This window comes from Streptomyces sp. Ru62 (assembly GCF_002920615.1).
In the GTDB taxonomy this organism is placed as follows: domain Bacteria; phylum Actinomycetota; class Actinomycetes; order Streptomycetales; family Streptomycetaceae; genus Streptomyces.
Map to the genome: position 1 here is coordinate 139410 of NZ_PQSU01000005.1, position 15981 is coordinate 155390.

General features: G+C 71.5%; 18 protein-coding genes. 1 reads left to right on the forward strand and 17 read right to left on the reverse strand.

Annotation, left to right across the window (positions count from 1 at the left end):
• Window positions 1-56: 56 nt before the first annotated feature.
• The 16 genes from whiG to C3492_RS08735 all read right to left on the reverse strand — a co-directional run bounded on the left by whiG (window position 57) and on the right by C3492_RS08735 (window position 12564).
• On the reverse strand, window positions 57-899 hold the full coding sequence (gene whiG / locus C3492_RS08660; RefSeq protein WP_103811160.1) for an RNA polymerase sigma factor WhiG: 843 nt from the start codon (window positions 897-899) through the stop codon (window positions 57-59).
• Between the two features lie 324 nt (window positions 900-1223).
• Entirely contained in the window at window positions 1224-2384 is a 1161-nt protein-coding gene (gene dprA / locus C3492_RS08665) for a DNA-processing protein DprA (protein ID WP_103811161.1), read from the reverse strand.
• Window positions 2381-4006, reverse strand: coding sequence for a YifB family Mg chelatase-like AAA ATPase (locus tag C3492_RS08670; protein ID WP_103811162.1), 1626 nt, complete (start codon window positions 4004-4006; stop codon window positions 2381-2383). The genes dprA and C3492_RS08670 overlap by 4 nt, the downstream gene beginning before the upstream one ends.
• Window positions 4007-4372: a YraN family protein gene (locus tag C3492_RS08675; protein ID WP_258055565.1), complete on the reverse strand. Its 366-nt coding sequence runs from the start codon at window positions 4370-4372 to the stop codon at window positions 4007-4009.
• A 147-nt stretch (window positions 4373-4519) separates the two neighbouring features.
• Entirely contained in the window at window positions 4520-4828 is a 309-nt protein-coding gene (locus C3492_RS08680; protein WP_014675276.1) for a DUF2469 domain-containing protein, read from the reverse strand.
• Between the two features lie 56 nt (window positions 4829-4884).
• Window positions 4885-5433, reverse strand: coding sequence for an NUDIX hydrolase (locus C3492_RS08685; protein ID WP_103811164.1), 549 nt, complete (start codon window positions 5431-5433; stop codon window positions 4885-4887).
• Window positions 5423-6208, reverse strand: coding sequence for a signal peptidase I (lepB, locus tag C3492_RS08690; RefSeq protein ID WP_103811165.1), 786 nt, complete (start codon window positions 6206-6208; stop codon window positions 5423-5425). The genes C3492_RS08685 and lepB (C3492_RS08690) overlap by 11 nt, the downstream gene beginning before the upstream one ends.
• 65 nt (window positions 6209-6273) lie before the next feature.
• Window positions 6274-7323: a signal peptidase I gene (gene lepB / locus C3492_RS08695; RefSeq protein ID WP_258055566.1), complete on the reverse strand. Its 1050-nt coding sequence runs from the start codon at window positions 7321-7323 to the stop codon at window positions 6274-6276.
• A complete protein-coding gene (gene lepB / locus C3492_RS08700) occupies window positions 7211-8302 on the reverse strand; it encodes a signal peptidase I (RefSeq protein WP_103811166.1) in 1092 nt (363 codons plus the stop codon). The genes lepB (C3492_RS08695) and lepB (C3492_RS08700) overlap by 113 nt, the downstream gene beginning before the upstream one ends.
• Window positions 8295-8996: a signal peptidase I gene (gene lepB, locus C3492_RS08705; protein WP_103811167.1), complete on the reverse strand. Its 702-nt coding sequence runs from the start codon at window positions 8994-8996 to the stop codon at window positions 8295-8297. The genes lepB (C3492_RS08700) and lepB (C3492_RS08705) overlap by 8 nt, the downstream gene beginning before the upstream one ends.
• A gap of 46 nt (window positions 8997-9042) precedes the next feature.
• The gene (rplS, locus tag C3492_RS08710) at window positions 9043-9393 is read right to left on the reverse strand and encodes a 50S ribosomal protein L19 (protein WP_103811168.1); all 351 of its coding nucleotides are present in this window, start codon (window positions 9391-9393) and stop codon (window positions 9043-9045) included.
• A gap of 134 nt (window positions 9394-9527) precedes the next feature.
• A complete protein-coding gene (gene trmD / locus C3492_RS08715; protein WP_103811169.1) occupies window positions 9528-10361 on the reverse strand; it encodes a tRNA (guanosine(37)-N1)-methyltransferase TrmD in 834 nt (277 codons plus the stop codon).
• On the reverse strand, window positions 10358-10927 hold the full coding sequence (gene rimM, locus C3492_RS08720; RefSeq protein WP_103811170.1) for a ribosome maturation factor RimM: 570 nt from the start codon (window positions 10925-10927) through the stop codon (window positions 10358-10360). The genes trmD and rimM overlap by 4 nt, the downstream gene beginning before the upstream one ends.
• Window positions 10928-11009: 82 nt before the next feature.
• Window positions 11010-11249, reverse strand: coding sequence for an RNA-binding protein (locus C3492_RS08725; protein ID WP_003973401.1), 240 nt, complete (start codon window positions 11247-11249; stop codon window positions 11010-11012).
• Between the two features lie 5 nt (window positions 11250-11254).
• Window positions 11255-11674: a 30S ribosomal protein S16 gene (gene rpsP, locus C3492_RS08730; protein WP_030612777.1), complete on the reverse strand. Its 420-nt coding sequence runs from the start codon at window positions 11672-11674 to the stop codon at window positions 11255-11257.
• Window positions 11675-11967: 293 nt separating this feature from the next.
• On the reverse strand, window positions 11968-12564 hold the full coding sequence (locus C3492_RS08735) for a hypothetical protein (RefSeq protein ID WP_030649065.1): 597 nt from the start codon (window positions 12562-12564) through the stop codon (window positions 11968-11970).
• 521 nt (window positions 12565-13085) lie between these two features.
• Here C3492_RS08735 and C3492_RS08740 point away from each other — a divergent pair.
• Window positions 13086-14027 (forward strand): class I SAM-dependent methyltransferase, encoded by a 942-nt coding sequence (locus C3492_RS08740; RefSeq protein ID WP_181140271.1) that lies wholly within the window; start codon window positions 13086-13088, stop codon window positions 14025-14027.
• On the opposite strand, the gene ftsH is transcribed toward C3492_RS08740, so the two are convergent.
• Window positions 13996-15930, reverse strand: a complete 1935-nt coding sequence (gene ftsH, locus C3492_RS08745) for an ATP-dependent zinc metalloprotease FtsH (RefSeq protein ID WP_103811172.1) — start codon at window positions 15928-15930, stop codon at window positions 13996-13998. The two genes, C3492_RS08740 and ftsH, sit on opposite strands and share 32 nt — an antisense overlap.
• Window positions 15931-15981: the final 51 nt, after the last annotated feature.

The window sequence follows — 15981 nt, forward strand, 5'->3', positions numbered from 1 at the left end:
CTCGAATCCTTGGCACGCCGACCACTTTACGGACACGCCGTCCCGGAAGGGAGGAGTCAGCGCCCGAAGCTCGCCAGCTTGGCCCGCAGCTGGAGCACCGACTTGGTGTGGATCTGGCTGACCCGGCTCTCGGTGACCCCGAGCACGTTGCCGATCTCGGCGAGGGTGAGCCCCTCGTAGTAGTACAGGGTGACGACGGTCTTCTCCCGCTCGGGCAGCGTGTTGATCGCCCGCGCCAGGAACCGCCGCAGCTCGCGGTCCTCGGCCACCTCCACCGGATTGTCGGCGGCGGTGTCCTCCAGCGTGTCCATCAGGCTGAGCCGGTCCCCGCCCTCGCCGCCGACGTGCAGCAGCTCCTCCAGGGCGACGACGTTGGCCAGCGACAACTGACTGAACACGGCGTGCAGTTCGTCGACCTCCATGTCCAGCTCGGCGGCGACCTCCCCCTCCGTCGGCGTCCGCCGCAGCCGCGCCTCCAGGGTGGCGTAGGCACGCTCGACGTTGCGGGCCTTCTGCCGGACCGAGCGGGGGATCCAGTCCAGCGCCCGCAGCTCGTCGATCATCGCGCCGCGGATCCGGGTGATCGCGTACGTCTCGAACTTGATCTCCCGGTCGATGTCGAACTTCTCGATCGCGTCGATCAGCCCGAACACGCCCGAGGAGACGAAGTCGGCCTGCTCCACATTGGGCGGCAGCCCGACGCTGACCCGGCCGGCCACGTACTTGACCAGCGGCGAGTAGTGCAGGATCAGCTGCTCCCGCAGCCGGTCGTCCCCCGTCGCCTTGTACGACCGCCACAGCTCGTCGAGTGTCGAGGGAGCGGGCGGTCGCACGCTGCCACCGTCGCGGGCGGCTGGGGGGATCGCCGCCCGGTCGGACCCGGAGGTGTGCTGGGGCATTCGTCGCCTTGTGCCGTTCTGCCGTGAAGTGCCGTGAAGTGCCGTGGAGTGGCCGGAGGTGGGGTTCCTGGGGGTGAAGTGGGGCTGCCTGGGTGAGGTGACGGTCTGATGTGGGGTTGGCGCGATCTGCGCCACCGCCTTCGTGAGCGTAGCGTGACTGAGGAGTCGCGGTGTGCGAACAGGGCTGCGCCACCCGTGCGCGGGGCGCTCGCGCCGGTCGGGTGACCCCCTGCCGGAGCTCGCTCTGTGTGACCGGTCCGAGGCGCCAACTCCGGGAAACCCCAAGGGCGTCGAGGGTTCGCCCGGACGGCCGAACCCAGCCGGTCAGCACGGACGGTGACCGTTCCGGACCGAGATCATCGCCTGGCGTGTCAACTTCCAGCCGTCGCCGTGTCGTTCGACGTAACCAAGTGCTCGGAGTTCGTACAGTCTCGCGATCGCCTCCTCCCGCGTGGTGCGCGCGCCGAGCGCGACCTCCTCGGCGGGGGCCGCCCGGTTGCCGGGGAGGGCGGCGAGCACGGTGCGGGCGGCAGGTTGCAGCAGGTCACGCGGGAGGACGGGGCCCCGCCGGGCCGGCGCCAGCTCACCCATGTCGCCCACGAGTTCGATGATCTCCGTGGCATCGGTGACCAGGGTGGCCTCACCGCGCAACAGTTCGTGCACACCGGCGGAGAGGGCGCTGGTGACCGGGCCGGGGACGCCCATGGTGAACCGCCCGAGGCGCTGCGCGGCCCGCGCGGTGGCCAGCGAGCCGCTGCGGCAGGCCGCCTCCACGACGACGGTGCCCCTGGTCAGCGCGGCGATCACGCGGTTACGGAGGATGAACCGGCTGGGTGTCGGATGATCACCCGGCGGCAGCTCACCCACCACCAGTCCCCGTTCCGCGATCCGGGCGATCAGCGCGGCGTGACCGCGGGGGTAGGGCTGGTCGACGCCGCAGGCCAGAACGGCGACGGTGGCGCCGTGGGTGGCGAGGGCGCCGCGGTGGGCGGCACCGTCGATGCCGTACGCCCCGCCCGAGACGACGACCCAGCCGCGCTCGGCGAGACCGGAGGCGAGGGTGGCGGCAGCGTGGGCGCCGTACTCGGTGCAGGCTCGGGCGCCGACCACGGCCACGGACCGCAGCGCCCACATCCGCAGGTTCGGCCGGCCCCGTACCCACAGCCCGAGGGGCCGCGCGTCCCCGAGGTCGTCGAGCTGCCGGGGCCACTCGGCGTCCCCCGGGCAGACGAATCGCGCCCCGACGGCCCGGGCCAGCTCCAGATCCCGCTCCGGCTCGGTCCGGCGGGCCCGCGCGACGAGCCCCGCCCACCGGGTCCCGCTCACCCCCGGCAACGCGTCCCCGCCATCGCGCAGCCGCCGCACCACCTCCCCCACCCCGAACTCCCGCACCCACCGCCCACCGACCTCGTCCCCCGCCTCGACGACCCGCCCGAGAAACACCCGCCCGAGCAGCTCGGCGCCGGGGTCCTCCTGTCCGGTCATGTCAGCGCTCCGATGGCCATCGGTACTCCGCGGGCAACACCGGTGCGCAGTTGCAGGGCCAGGGCGACGTCGGTGGCGTCCGGGCGGTCGTGTCCGACGAGGTCGGCGACCGTCCAGGCGACGCGCAGGACACGGTCGATCCCGCGGGCGGTGAGCACGCCCCGTTCCAGGTTGCGTTCGGCCTCGTCCATGGCTCCGGCGGCGGCGTGGTACCGGCTGCGCAGTTCGCGGCCGGGCACCTCGCTGTTCGTGCGCCACGGGGTGCCGGCGAGGCGGGCCACCGCCCGCTCCCGGGCCTGCCGTACCCGGTCGGCCACGGTCGCCGTGGACTCGCCGCGGGCGCCGGGCTCGGTGAGCTGGGCCCGGGTGACCGGGTCGACCTCGACGCGCAGGTCCACCCGGTCCAGCAGCGGGCCGGACAGCCGGGACTGGTAGCGGCGGATCGCCGAGGGCGGACACTCGCACAGCGAGTCGCGCTGTGAGAAGCGTCCGCAGGGACAGGGGTTGGCCGCCAGAACCATCAGAAAGCGCGCCGGGAACCGGACCACGCCTGCACTCCGCGCGATGACGACGTGCCCCGACTCCAGCGGCTGCCGCAGGGCGTCGAGCGTCTGGCTGTGGAATTCGGGCGCCTCGTCCAGGAACAGCACGCCGCGATGGGCGAGGGACACCGCGCCCGGCCGGGCGATGCCCGGTCCGCCGCCGACGAGTGACTGCATCGTCGCCGAGTGGTGCGGGGCGCAGTAGGGGGCGACGTCGATGAGCGGCTTGCCCGGGGGCAGCAGCCCGGCGACCGAGTGCACGGCCGTGACCTCCAGCGACTCGTCCCGGGTGAGCCGGGGAAGCACGGCGGGCAGGCGTTCCGCGAGCATGGTCTTGCCCGCGCCGGGCGGCCCCTCCAGGAACAGGTGATGTCCGCCGGCCGCGGCCACCTCAACGGCCGTGCGGGCGGAGGTCTGCCCGACGACATCGGCCAGGTCGTGATCGTGGTCGGGGTGCGCGGCGCCGATGCTGTGCATGCCGGTGGTGGCGCCCGCGCCCGGTACACGCAGTCCTGCCAGGAGGGGATCGGGCCGTCCCAGCTCGTCCGGTGCCTCGTCCGGGACGGGCTCCTCGGTCAGGACCGCGATGAGCTGTCGCAGACTGCGGACACCGAGCACGGACACACCGGGGACCAGCGAGGCCTCGGCGGCGGCGCATTCGGGTACCACCACCTGCTCGTACCCCGCGTCGGCCGCCGCGAGGACGGCCGGCAGGATGCCCCGTACCGGGCGCACCCGGCCGTCCAGCCCCAGCTCTCCGATCATGACGATGTCGGCGAGGACCCGGGGATCGATCCGTTCGGCGGCACCGAGCACCGCGCAGGCGACGGCCAGGTCGAACCCCGAGCCGGCCTTGGGGACGGAGGCCGGGCTGAGTCCGACGGTGAGCTTCTTCTGCGGCCATTCGCCGCCCGAGTTCACCACCGCCGCCCGCACCCGGTCGCGGCTTTCCGTCAGGCTCTTGTCCGGGAGGCCGACCAGGGTGAAGGCCGCGACTCCGGGTTCGAGGTCGGCCTGGACCTCGACGACCACGCCTTCGACGCCGACCAGGGCGACCGAGCACGTACGGGCGAATGCCATTCAGGCCACCCCCCGCGCGTGCTCGACGGACGGGGCGCCCCGGCGGGGCAGCAGGACGCCTACGAGGTCGATGCGGACCCCGCCCGGCGGGGCTCCTCCGTGCGCTTGGATCCAGTGCTCGGCGAGTGCACGGAGCCGGGCGGCCTTCGCGGGGGTCACCGCGGCCATCGGGTGTTCATAGCCGCCGCCCCTGCGGGTCTTCACCTCGCAGACGACCAGGGCGTCGCCGTCCCTGGCCACGATGTCGATCTCGCCGGACCTGCCGGAGCGCCAGTTGCGCTCCAGGATCGTCATTCCCTGTGCGGCCAGCCGCCGGGCGGCCAGGTCCTCGCCGTACTTGCCGAGTCCGTTGCGTGCCTTGGTCATGTCGGCACCACCTCCGGCACCAACGGTCACGCATCCGGCCGAGCGGTGTTGATCTTGGTGGACTACTCAGCGGTTGTGGAAAACTCCGTCACCCGTCCACGCCGACCACCCGGGCATCCGCACCAGCCACCCACACGGCACACCCGGTCACCCGCCCGGCAACTCCAGATCGCTCTTGTTCAGCTCCTCGATGTTCACGTCCTTGAACGTCAACACCCGGACCTGCTTCACGAAGCGAGCCGGCCGGTACATGTCCCAGACCCAGGCATCGGCCATGGTGACCTCGAAGAAGACTTCGCCCTGCACCGAGTGCACCTGCATCTCGTAGTCGTTGGTGAGGTAGAACCGCCGCTCGGTCTCGATCACGTATTTGAACAGACCGACGACATCTCGGTACTCCCGGTAGAGCTTCAGCTCCATCTCGGTCTCGTACTTCTCGAGGTCCTCGGCGCTCATGGCATGTTCCCCTTCAGCCGTGCGATCCCCCCATTGTGCGCCAGTCCCGGGAACCCTCAGACGATTTCCGTGTCGAGGGTCACGGGCCGGGCGGGGGGACCTTCGACGAGCAGCGTACGCAGCAGCTCGGCGAGTCTGGTCGGATACACCGTCTCATGTGCCCGGGTCAGTTCCCGACACGTCCACCAGCGCGCTCCGGCGACGCTGCGCCGCTCCAGCTCCGTCAGCCCTGTCGCCGCGGTGGCCGTCTGGGTCGTACGGGCCAGGTAGTACCACTCGTCCTGGTCCCAGCGGCGGCCCGCGAACGGGAACGAGCACCGCCGCCGCCAGAGCACGGGACCGAGTTCGACGTCGGTGATGCCGGTCTCCTCCGCGAGTTCCCGCAGCGCGGCCTCCTCGCGCGTCTCGGCGCCCTCCAGGCCGCCGCCGGGCGTGAACCACCAGTCGTCCGCCGGGTCGTCCGGTTCGTGGCCGTGCAGGAGCAGGATGCGGTCCTCGGGGTCGAGGAGGACGACCCGGGCCACCTTCCGCAGGCCGGTCCCGGCCCCGCCTTCGTCCCCGCGCCCGTACGACTCCCCCGCCGGCCGCGTGGTCTCAGCGGACACCGGCCGTCTCCGGGCGGGCCGTGCGGGCGCGGGAGCGGCTCACGCGGCCCGCGATCGGGCCGTAGGCGCCGCCGCCGAGGACCAGGACCGCGCCGGCCACGATGAGCAGCTCGATCGTGCGCAGCGGGCCGGACTCGGAGAGCGCGCCGAGCGTCTCGAAGCCCGTGGGGCGCTTGAGCGTGCCCTTCCAGGGCCAGACCACGGCCTCCACGCGGGCGGACACCGCGCCACGGGACACGGTGCCCTGTGCGGCATCGGTGAGGTGGGCGGTGGAGTCCAGGGAGCCCTGGCGTTCGTCGCCGAGGAGGAACAGCCGGCCCTCCGGGACGGTCACCGTGGCGAAGTTCTTGATCTCGGCGAGGCTGCCCTCGGGCAGGTACGGCTCGTCGATCTGCTTGCCGTTGACGGTCAGCTTGCCGTTCGTGCAGCAGGAGACGGTGTCCCCGCCCACGGCGACCACGCGCTTGACCACCTTGGCGTTGCTGACCCAGGTCTTGTCCTCGAAGACGACCACGTCACCGCGCCGCACCTCGTCGCCGTCGACGCGCTGGGCCAGCACGCGGTCACCGGCGTCGATGGTGGGGGTCATCGAGCTGGTGGGCACGGTGTACGGCCGGTAGACCATAGCCCCCCAGGCGAAGCCGCCGAGGAACAGCACCAGACCCAGCGCCACGGCCAGTCCGGACAGCCGCTGCCCGAGCCGGCTGCCGCCGGCCTGTGCCGTGCTGGTGCCGCCGCCCTGCGGGGCCGTACGCGTCATGCTCTCGCCACCCATGGACCCGCACCCTACCCGGCGGTACCGAACGGGGGCAGCCCCTCTCGCCCGGCCGGGGCGACCGCTTACCGCTTCTTGAACTCCACGGGCTGGAGGTCCGCGTCTGCGGACTCGGCGTCGACGGACTCCGCGTTCTCGGACTCCGGGCCGTCAGCGCGCCTGCGCCGCCACAGCACCAGCGGCAGGGCCGCGGCGACGGCGACGCCCTCGGGGGCCACCGTCAGGGAGGCCGCGGCGCCGGACTGCTCGTTCAGGCCGGGCTGGTCGAAGGTGTCCGGGATCGGCAGGGTGCCCCAGCGGTTGATCGGCCAGGCCTTGACGATCGCGCGGCCGACGACCTTGTCGACGGGGACCATGCCGTGGTTCCTGTCGGACTGGTTGTACCGGGAGTCACGGGAGTTCTGGCGGTGGTCGCCCATCACCCAGATGAAGCCCTTGGGGACCTTCACCTTGAACTGGCCGCCCTGGTCGTCCACGCTGCACGGTGTGTTGCCCGGGTAGACGTACGGCTCGTTCAGCGCCTTGCCGTTGACCTTCAGCGGGCCGCTGCCCTTGCACTCGACCGTGTCGCCGCCGACTCCGATCACGCGCTTGATCAGGTCCTTCTCCTCCGCCGACGGCATCAGGCCGATCCAGCTGAGGACCTTCTGCACCGGGTTCGGCGTCGGCGTCGGCTCGCCCGCCAGCCAGTTGTCCGGGTCGTGGAAGACGACGACCTCACCGCGCTCGGGCTTGGACCCGAACCACGGCGTGAGCTTGTCGACCAGCACCCGGTCGCCCTGCTGGAGGGTGTTCTGCATCGAGTCGGACGGGATCGAGAACGCCTGTACCAGGAACGTCTTGATCAGCAACGCCAGGACCAGCGCGATGCCGATCAGGATCGGCAGTTCCTTCCAGAAGGACCGCGGCTGCCTCGGGCGCACGGCCGCCGCGCCCGCGCCCGGGCCGTCGCCGCGCGGCTCCGAGTCGCCCTCCGGCGTGCCCTCGTCGCCCGTCGCTGCGTCATTCCCGGAGTTCATGGCGCTGCCCGGTACGGGAACGTCCGGTTCCACGGGGTGCCCGCGGTGCTCCTCGCCGTCGTGTCCCGACCGTGCGCCAACCGCCACATCCCCCACGCCAACTCCTCACTCTGTGCCGCCGCCCGCGCCGCACCCGGCGCAGGCCCACCACTCCCATAACGAGCGGGAGTTCCGCAGGGGTCGGGAGCTGGGTGATTCCGTTCGGATTCTCGGAAGCAACCCTATGCGACGCCTGGGGACCAGCGGTCGTCCCCGGCGCCGCGTCGGTGACGCTTGCAAAGGTTTTAGGTTCTTCCAGGCGCGTCCAGTGACCGACCGGCCAGCCGATGACCATGGCCCGGCCGACCACCGAGTCCACCGAGACCGTGCCGCCGTAGGCCGTGTCCTGGTGGGAGCGGGAGTCCGCGGAGTTGCCCCGGTGGTCCCCCATCACCCACAGCCGGCCCTTGGGGACGGTGACGTCGAAGGGCATGGTGGAGGGCACGTCCCCGGGGTAGAGGTAGTCGCCCTCGGTGAGCGGGACGCCGTTGACGGTGACACGGCCCTGGGCGTCGCAGCACTTGACGTGGTCGCCGCCGACGCCGATGACCCGTTTGATCAGGTCCTTCTCGTTGTCCGACGGCAGCAGGCCGATGAAGGTGAGGCCTTCCTTGAGCTGCTTGACGACGACCGGGTCGTGCTTCTTGGCGGTCTGCTCGTCCTGGAGCCAGCCGCCCGGGTCGTGGAACACGACGACGTCCCCGCGCTGTGGCTTCGAGCCGAACCACGGGGTGAACTTGTCGACCAGGACCCGGTCGCCGATCCGGATCGTCTCCTCCATGGACCCGGACGGGATCACGAACGCCTGCACGAGGAACGTCTTCAGGACGAGCGCGATGAGGACGGCGACCCCGACCAGGAGGGGGATCTCCCGGACGGCCGACCGTCTGCGCTTGCGCTTGACCTTGCGCTGCAGTTGCCGCCGCTCCGCGCGCGTGCGGCCACCGCCGGGCGCGGAGGTGCGGCGCACCCCGGTGGGCAGCAGGTTGTCGGCGGGCGTGCTGGGCACCCCGCGCGGTTTGCCGCGGTTACCCATGGGCGCCCCCCGCGGGGGCGGCGGGCACGCGCGCGTAGGCGGGCGGCCGGGTCAGATGCGTCCAGTGGCCGTACGGCCACACGATCCAGTCGGCCCGCCCTATGACGTCCCCGACGGGGATCATCCCGCCGCCGGGCGAGCCGAGGTGGTCGCGGGAGTCACTGGAGTCGCTGCGGTGGTCGCCGAGGACGAAGAGGCGGCCCGGGGGCACGACGACGTCGAAGGGCACGCTGGAGGCGCTGTCCCCGGGATAGAGGAACGCCGTCTCGTCGACCGGTCGGCCGTTCACCTCGATCCTCCCCTTCTTGTCGCAGCAGACCACATGGTCTCCCCCCACACCGGCCACGCGCTTGATGTAGTCGGCGTCCCCGAAATACCCGGTGCCGTCGAACACAATCACGTCGCCGCGGCGCGGCTGGGCACCGAAACGGTACGCCAACTTGTTTACGAGAACGCGGTCGCCGATCCTCAATCCCTGTTCCATGGATCCGCTCGGGATCTGGAACGGTTGCACCACGAAGGCGTTGAGGGCCAGCAGGAACGCCAGGCAGAGGAAGAGCGTGAGGGTGATCCTGCCGCCGGGCAGCCACTCGGCGACCCGCGACACCAACGCGAAACGCGACCGGCCCTCCGCCCCCGGAGTACCGGGGTGGGAGGAGCGGTCGCGTTCCGTCGGCTGTGCTTCGGTGTCCATCGGGGCCAGATGCTATCCGGCTCCGCTGTGACTGACGGGAAAGCGCTCAGCTCTCGCGCTTCTCCTTGATCTTCGCGGCCTTGCCGCGCAGCTCACGGAGGTAGTACAGCTTGGCGCGGCGCACGTCACCCTTGGTGACCAGCTCGATCTTCTCGACGATCGGGGTGTGCACCGGGAAGGTGCGCTCGACGCCGACGGAGAACGAGACCTTGCGGACCGTGAAGGTCTCGCGGACACCAGAACCCTGGCGGCGGATCACAACGCCCTTGAACTGCTGCACACGGGAGCGGTTGCCCTCGATGACGCGCACGTGGACGTTGACGGTGTCACCCGGGCGGAAGGCCGGGATGTCGCTGCGCAGCGACGCGGCGTCGACGGAGTCGAGCAGGTGAGACATTTCGTCTGCTTTCTTCGCTGATGCCACAGGTCATCAACGGGAACTAGGTGTACAGGAGTCTGCCGTGCGGGTCGGGGCGGGCGTCGTCTCCCCCTGTGGCAGGGGCGCACGCCGGACGGGCGCACAACAGCGGTCTATTGTTCCATGCCCTCGGCCCGGCGCCAAAATCGGCCGTACGGCTCCCCGTCCGGGTCCGGTTCCCAGCCCAGGATGGAGAGCATCTCGCGGTCCTTCTTGTCGAAGGCCTTGGGGTCGCAGCGCTCGATCAGGTCGGGGCGGTTCAGGGTCGTGCGCCGCAGGGCCTCGTCGCGGCGCCAGCGGGCGATCTTCCCGTGGTGGCCGCTGAGCAGCACCTCGGGGATGTCCCGGCCGCGCCAGACGGGCGGCTTGGTGTAGACGGGGCCCTCCAGGAGGTTGGCCATCGCGCCGGGGGCGAAGGAGTCGTCGCGGTGGGACTCCGCGTTGCCGAGGACACCGGGCAGCAGCCGGGCGACGGCCTCGGTGATGACGAGGACGGCCGCCTCGCCGCCGGCGAGGACGTAGTCGCCGATGGAGACCTCGTAGACCGGCATCCGGGTCGTGTACTCGTCCATGACACGCCGGTCGATGCCCTCGTAGCGGGCCGGGGTGAAGATCAGCCAGGGGCGCTCGGACAGTTCGACGGCCAGTTCCTGGGTGAAGGGGCGGCCGCTGGGCGTGGGCACGATCAGCGAGGGCGCCTGGGCGCCCGACTCGTAACCGTCGGCGAGGACCGTGTCCAGGGCGTCTCCCCAGGGATCGGTCTTCATGACCATGCCGGGGCCGCCGCCGTACGGCGTGTCGTCCACCGTGTTGTGCCGGTCGTACGTCCACGCGCGCAGGTCGTGCACATGGACGTTCAGCTGCCCACGCGCGCGTGCCTTGCCCACGAGGGAGACGTTCAACGGCTCCAGGTACTCCGGGAAGATCGTGACGACGTCGAGCCTCATGCGGTGTCTTCCCCGGACTCCGCCCCGGACTCGTCCCTGGCGGAGGCGATCTCGGCGCGGTCGTCGATCAGGCCGGGCGGGGGCGCGATGACCGCTTTCTGCTCCGCCAGGTCGATCTCGGTGACGATCTCCTCGACGAAGGGGATCAGCACCTCGGTGCCGTCGGGGCGCTCGACGATGAACAGGTCCTGCGTGGGCAGGTGCGAGATCTCGGTGATCCGGCCGACCTCCGTGCCGTCCTCGGTGACGACGTCGAGGTCGATGAGCTGGTGGTCGTAGTACTCGTCCTCGCCCTCGGGCAGTTCCTCGGGGTCCACCTCGGCGATCAGCAGGGTGTTACGCAGGGCCTCGGCGGCGTTGCGGTCGCTGACGCCCGCGAAGCGCAGCAGGAGGCGGCCGCTGTGGACGCGGCCGGTCTCGATGGTCAGCGGTCCCGCCGAGGCGGGATCCGTGGCGAGTACGGCGCCGGGCGCGAGCCTGAGCTCCGGCTCGTCGGTACGTACCTCGACGGTGACCTCGCCCTTGATGCCATGGGCACGGCCGATCCGTGCGACTACCAGCTGCACCTGTCCAAATCTCCTGTCGTACGACTGCGGGCCGGGGACGGCCCTGTGGCCCTCCCCGGCCCGAGCCGGTTGCGATGAAGCGTCAGCGGACGTGGTCCACGTCGACCAGGTCGACGCGGACACCGCGACCGCCGATGGCGCCCACGACGGTGCGCAGGGCGCGCGCGGTGCGGCCGTTGCGGCCGATCACCTTGCCGAGGTCGTCCGGGTGGACCCGGACCTCCAGCACACGCCCGCGGCGCAGGTTGCGCGAGGCGACCTGCACATCGTCAGGGTTGTCGACGATGCCCTTCACGAGGTGCTCAAGCGCCTCTTCGAGCATGCTGCTCAGGCCTCGGTCGAGCCGGACTCGGCAGCCGCCTCGTCCTTCTTCTCAGCCTTCTTCTTCTGGGTGATCGCCTCACCCTTGCCCTCGTCCTCACCGGTGAACGCCTCGAACGACGGACGGGCCGGCTTCGGCTCGGCGACGAGCAGCGGCGCGGGAGCCGGCTCGCCCTTGAACTTCTGCCAGTCGCCGGTCTTCTTCAGGATGGCGAGCACGGGCTCGGTCGGCTGGGCGCCGACACCGAGCCAGTACGCCACACGCTCGGCGTCCACCTCGATGACCGACGGGTTGTAGGTCGGGTGGTACTTGCCGATCTCCTCGATGGCCCGGCCGTCACGGCGGGTACGGGAGTCGGCGACGACGATGCGGTAGTGAGGCGAACGGATCTTGCCCAGACGCTTCAGCTTGATCTTGACTGCCACGGGAGTGGGTTCTCCTGGATTTGACGTGGTTGGGCACGGCGAGTTGCCGCGTGGGGTTGCGGTACCCGAGTGCCCGATGGACGCGTCAGCCGGAGGAGAGAGGGGTCCTGTGCGGCTGTCGAGTACAGCTAGCCATTCTGCCATACCCCGCGGGCCGCTCTCGGCCGAGGGTGCGCGATCTCCGCCCCGGGCATGCCGGGGAGGCACCCGGCGTGGAGGTGAGGTCACGTCGGGTGCGCCGCCCGGTGGCGCGAGGTCGCGCCGGCCACGGCTGCCACGAGCAGCCGTGACCGCTACGCCGCTCCCACGACCTCCGGGATCCTGAACGGCTTGCCGCACCCGCCGCAGACGATCGGGGCCTGGGCGAGGACCGAGGGCACCACCCGGACGTTGCGACCGCAGTCGCACACCGCCTTGACGCGGACGCCGCCACCGGAGGAGCCGTGCCGGGCGGCCGGGCCGCGGAAGGTCCGGGAGGTGTCCGCCGAGGTGGCCGCCGTGTGGGCCTTCAGGGCGCGCTGGAGCCGCTCGATGGTCGGGCGGTAGCGCCGCTTCGCCTCGGCGTTGAGCGTGACCAGCGAGAAACCGCTGCTCGGGTGCGGCTCCTCGGGGTGGTCCAGGCCCAGCTCCTCGGCGATCGCGAGGAAACGGCGGTTGTGGTAGCGGCCGGCCCGGGAGGTGTCGCGGACGCCGCGGGCGGCGGCGATGCCGTGGACTGCCTCATGGAGCAGCCTCTCGAAGGAGAGTTCGTGACCGCACGCGGACGACGACTCCCCGATCAGGGATTCAGGCGCGGCAAGGTCAGGCAGCTCGGGGTGGTACCGCTGGATGTCGGCCCACGCCTGCGCCAGCTCTGCGGCGAGAACAGGTGGTGTCTGTGTCGTGCTCACGTAATGACAACGAGCGTGGGTGCCGCTGTGTTCCTATTCCGGGGCATCCCAAATAATTTGCACGTACCCGTCAGTTGCCGCTGATGCGTCCTGACGAGGGCGGGTGCGCTGATCTGCGGAGAAGCGTCACAGCTCGTACCAAGCTGGTGCGTAGTCCGCGCTACGCACCGCTGGTGAGCCCCGGGGCGACGAGGGCCGGCTGCTGCGCAAGAGGTGTTTCGGCCGCTCTCGGCGCGCGCCCTCACCCCGGTCAGCGTCCACGGCCCCCGTGACGTTACCGCGTGCCGCCGCGACCTCGGTCACCGGCCCGCCTTCCGAGGGTCGACACCGTGCGGCCGTCCAGATTGCCGGGATGTGAAATCTCGCCACACCGGCGCGCTCACCCCAAGCCGCGCCCCACGACCCCTGGACGCCACCGCGAGCCGGGAGTTACCTGGCATACGTGGGAAGGGCGCGCGCACGGCACGGGGGTACGCAACCGGGCGCGGCGGCGAACTGTCGGCGGATTGGGGCGCTTACCTATGACACCTACGCTCGTGCGGCAGCACACGTCCCACGGGGAGTCCTCACCCCGCGTGGACCTGAGCGCACGCGCGCGTGACTGGTCCGAGATCCAGGAGCGGATGCTCGTACCGCTCTACGAAGCCGTGTACGACCGACTCGAAGTGGGCCCCGCCACCCGGCTGCTGGGCCTGAACTGCGGTTCCGGGCTCGCCCTGCTGATGGCGGCCTCCAGGGGCGCCGCGGTCACCGGTGTCGACTCCGCCTCCCCCGAACGGCTCGCCCTCGCGCGCGAGCGCCTGCTGCCGGACGCCCCGCCCGGCCGGGGCGGCGCCGGCGGACGCGGCACGCGCGCGCGTACGGACGCGGAACTCCTCGACGGCCCGCCCGTGGCCGCGGACGGCCCGGGGACGGGCGCGTACACCCTGGTGACCGCCTTCGAACCGATCGGCGGCCTCGCGGGCGACGCCGAGGGGCTCGGCGACCTGCTCGCCGGCGTGCTGCCGCTGGCAGGCCGCGGGGCCGCCGTGGTGCTGACCGGCTGGGGACCACCAGAGCGCTGCGCCACCTCCTCGGTGCTGCGGGTGGCCGCCAAGCTCGCCGATCCGCTGCGCGGCGCGCGCAGCCGGCCGCCCGCACGGCGCGACGACCTGGAGGAGGTCGCCGGGCGGGCCGGGCTGAAGCCGGACGGCTCGGGCCGGGTCGCCTGCCCGTTCGGGTACGCCGACCTCGACAGCGCCGTACGCGGGCTGCTGTCCACCGGCCTGTTCGACGCGGCGATCGCGGCGACCGACGCCAAACAGGTCGACAAGGAGTTGACGGAGGCTCTGCACCCGCACCGCCGCCCGGACGGCACCGTGTGGATGCCGAACGTCTTCCGCTACCTCATCGCGCGCGTGCCCTGGCCCTCGGTTCCCGCCGGCCCCGTCGTCAGTCCTCGCTCGGCTTGCTCAGGCGGGTGATCCCGGCGATCCGGTAGGCGTCCGCCTCCTCCAGCGTCTCGCTCTCCAGCAGCGCCTGCGCGAGCGCGTCCAGCCGGCCCCGGTGGTCGCGGAGCTTGCGGCACGCCTCCTCGTAGCACTCGTCCACGATCCGCCGCATCTCGGAGTCGATGACGTCCAGGGTCTGCGGGGCGGCCGACAGTCCGTACGCCTGCTGGGCGTCGCTCGGCAGGGCGGACAGCCGGCCGACGCGTTCGCTCATGCCCCAGCGGCCCACCATCCCGCGCGCGATGTTGGTGACCTGTTCGAGGTCGTTCTCGGCACCCGTCGTGACGACCCCGTAGACGACCTCTTCCGCCGCCATGCCGCCCAGGGCGCCGATGATGCGCCCGCGCAGGTACTCCTCGGAGTGCGCGTACCGCTCCACCTCGGGCGTGGACATCGTCACCCCGAGCGCCCGGCCGCGCGGCACGATGGTGATCTTGCGGACGGGGTCGGCGCCGGGTTGCAGCATGCCGAGCAGGGCGTGGCCGCTCTCGTGGTACGCGGTACGGCGGCGGTCCTCCTCCGGCATGATCAGGGTGCGCTCGGCGCCGAGCTGCACCTTCTCCAGCGCCTCGGACAGGTCGGCGCCGGTCACCTGCTCCTGCTTGCGTTTGACCGCGAGCAGAGCGGCCTCGTTCGCGAGATTGGCCAGATCCGCTCCGGTCATGCCCGGGGTGACGCGGGCCATCTGCGTCAGGTCCACGTCGGGCGCGAGCGGGATCTCCCGGGTGTGGATCCGCAGGATCGACTCGCGGCCGCCGCGGTCCGGCGGGGACACGGTGACCACCCGGTCGAAACGGCCGGGACGGGTCAGCGCCGGGTCGAGGATGTCCGCCCGGTTGGTCGCCGCGATGACGATCACGCCCTCGGCGCCGGAGAAGCCGTCCATCTCCGTGAGGATCTGGTTCAGCGTCTGCTCGCGTTCGTCATGACCGCTCATCGACGAACTGCCGCCGCGCGCGCGTCCGATGGTGTCGATCTCGTCGATGAAGATGATCGACGGCGCCACCTTGCGAGCCTCGGCGAACAGCTCGCGGACGCGGGACGCGCCGACGCCCACGATCATCTCGATGAACTCGGACGCCGAGGCCGAGAAGAACGGCACGCCGGCCTCCCCCGCGACCGCCCGTGCCAGCAGGGTCTTGCCGGTGCCGGGCGGGCCGGAGAGCAGCACTCCGCGGGGCAGCTTCGCGCCCATCCTGCGGTAGACGTCGGGGTGCTCCAGGAAGTCGACGACGTCGTCGAGTTCTCCCTTGACCTCGTCGATGCCGGCCACGTCGGCGAAGGTCGTGCGCTCGGTGTCCGGCCGCGGGCCGACCGGTCTGGGCGGCGACCGGCGGCCGAACAGGCCACCCGCGCCGGGCAGCATCCCGCCGAGCCGCCGCTGGACGAGGAGCCACACCACGACCAGGACCGCGATGGGGATCAGGGACATCAGCAGGTTGGCCGTGAGGCTGCGTTCCTGCACGACCGGCCGCGCGGTCACCGTGACCCCGTGGCTGTTCAGGTTCTGCCACAGCCGGTCGTCCGCGAAGGCCGGCCGCTGTGTCTTGAACTTGGTGTACTGGCCGCCGCCCTCGGGATCGGAGCGGGGGTTCTTGAGCTGGCCCTGGATCGCGTCGCCCTTGGAGTAGATCGTGGCGACGTTGCCCTCGCCGACCTGCCTGCTGAACTCCGTGTAGGAGATCGTCGGCTCGTTGCCCTGGCCGAAGTAGTGCAGCCCGACGTAGGCCAGCACGAAGACGACCACCGCGGTGGCGAGCAGGCCCCACCATTTGCCGCCCCTGAGCCGACCGGGCCGCCGAGGAGGCTCCTCCGGTGTGCCCTCGGCGCGCCACGGCTGATCAGGCGCCTTGCGGGGCGGCGCCGCATCACTCATATCTGGACGTTACGACACCCCACGGGCCTCGGCACGCGCAAGGGGCGCCCC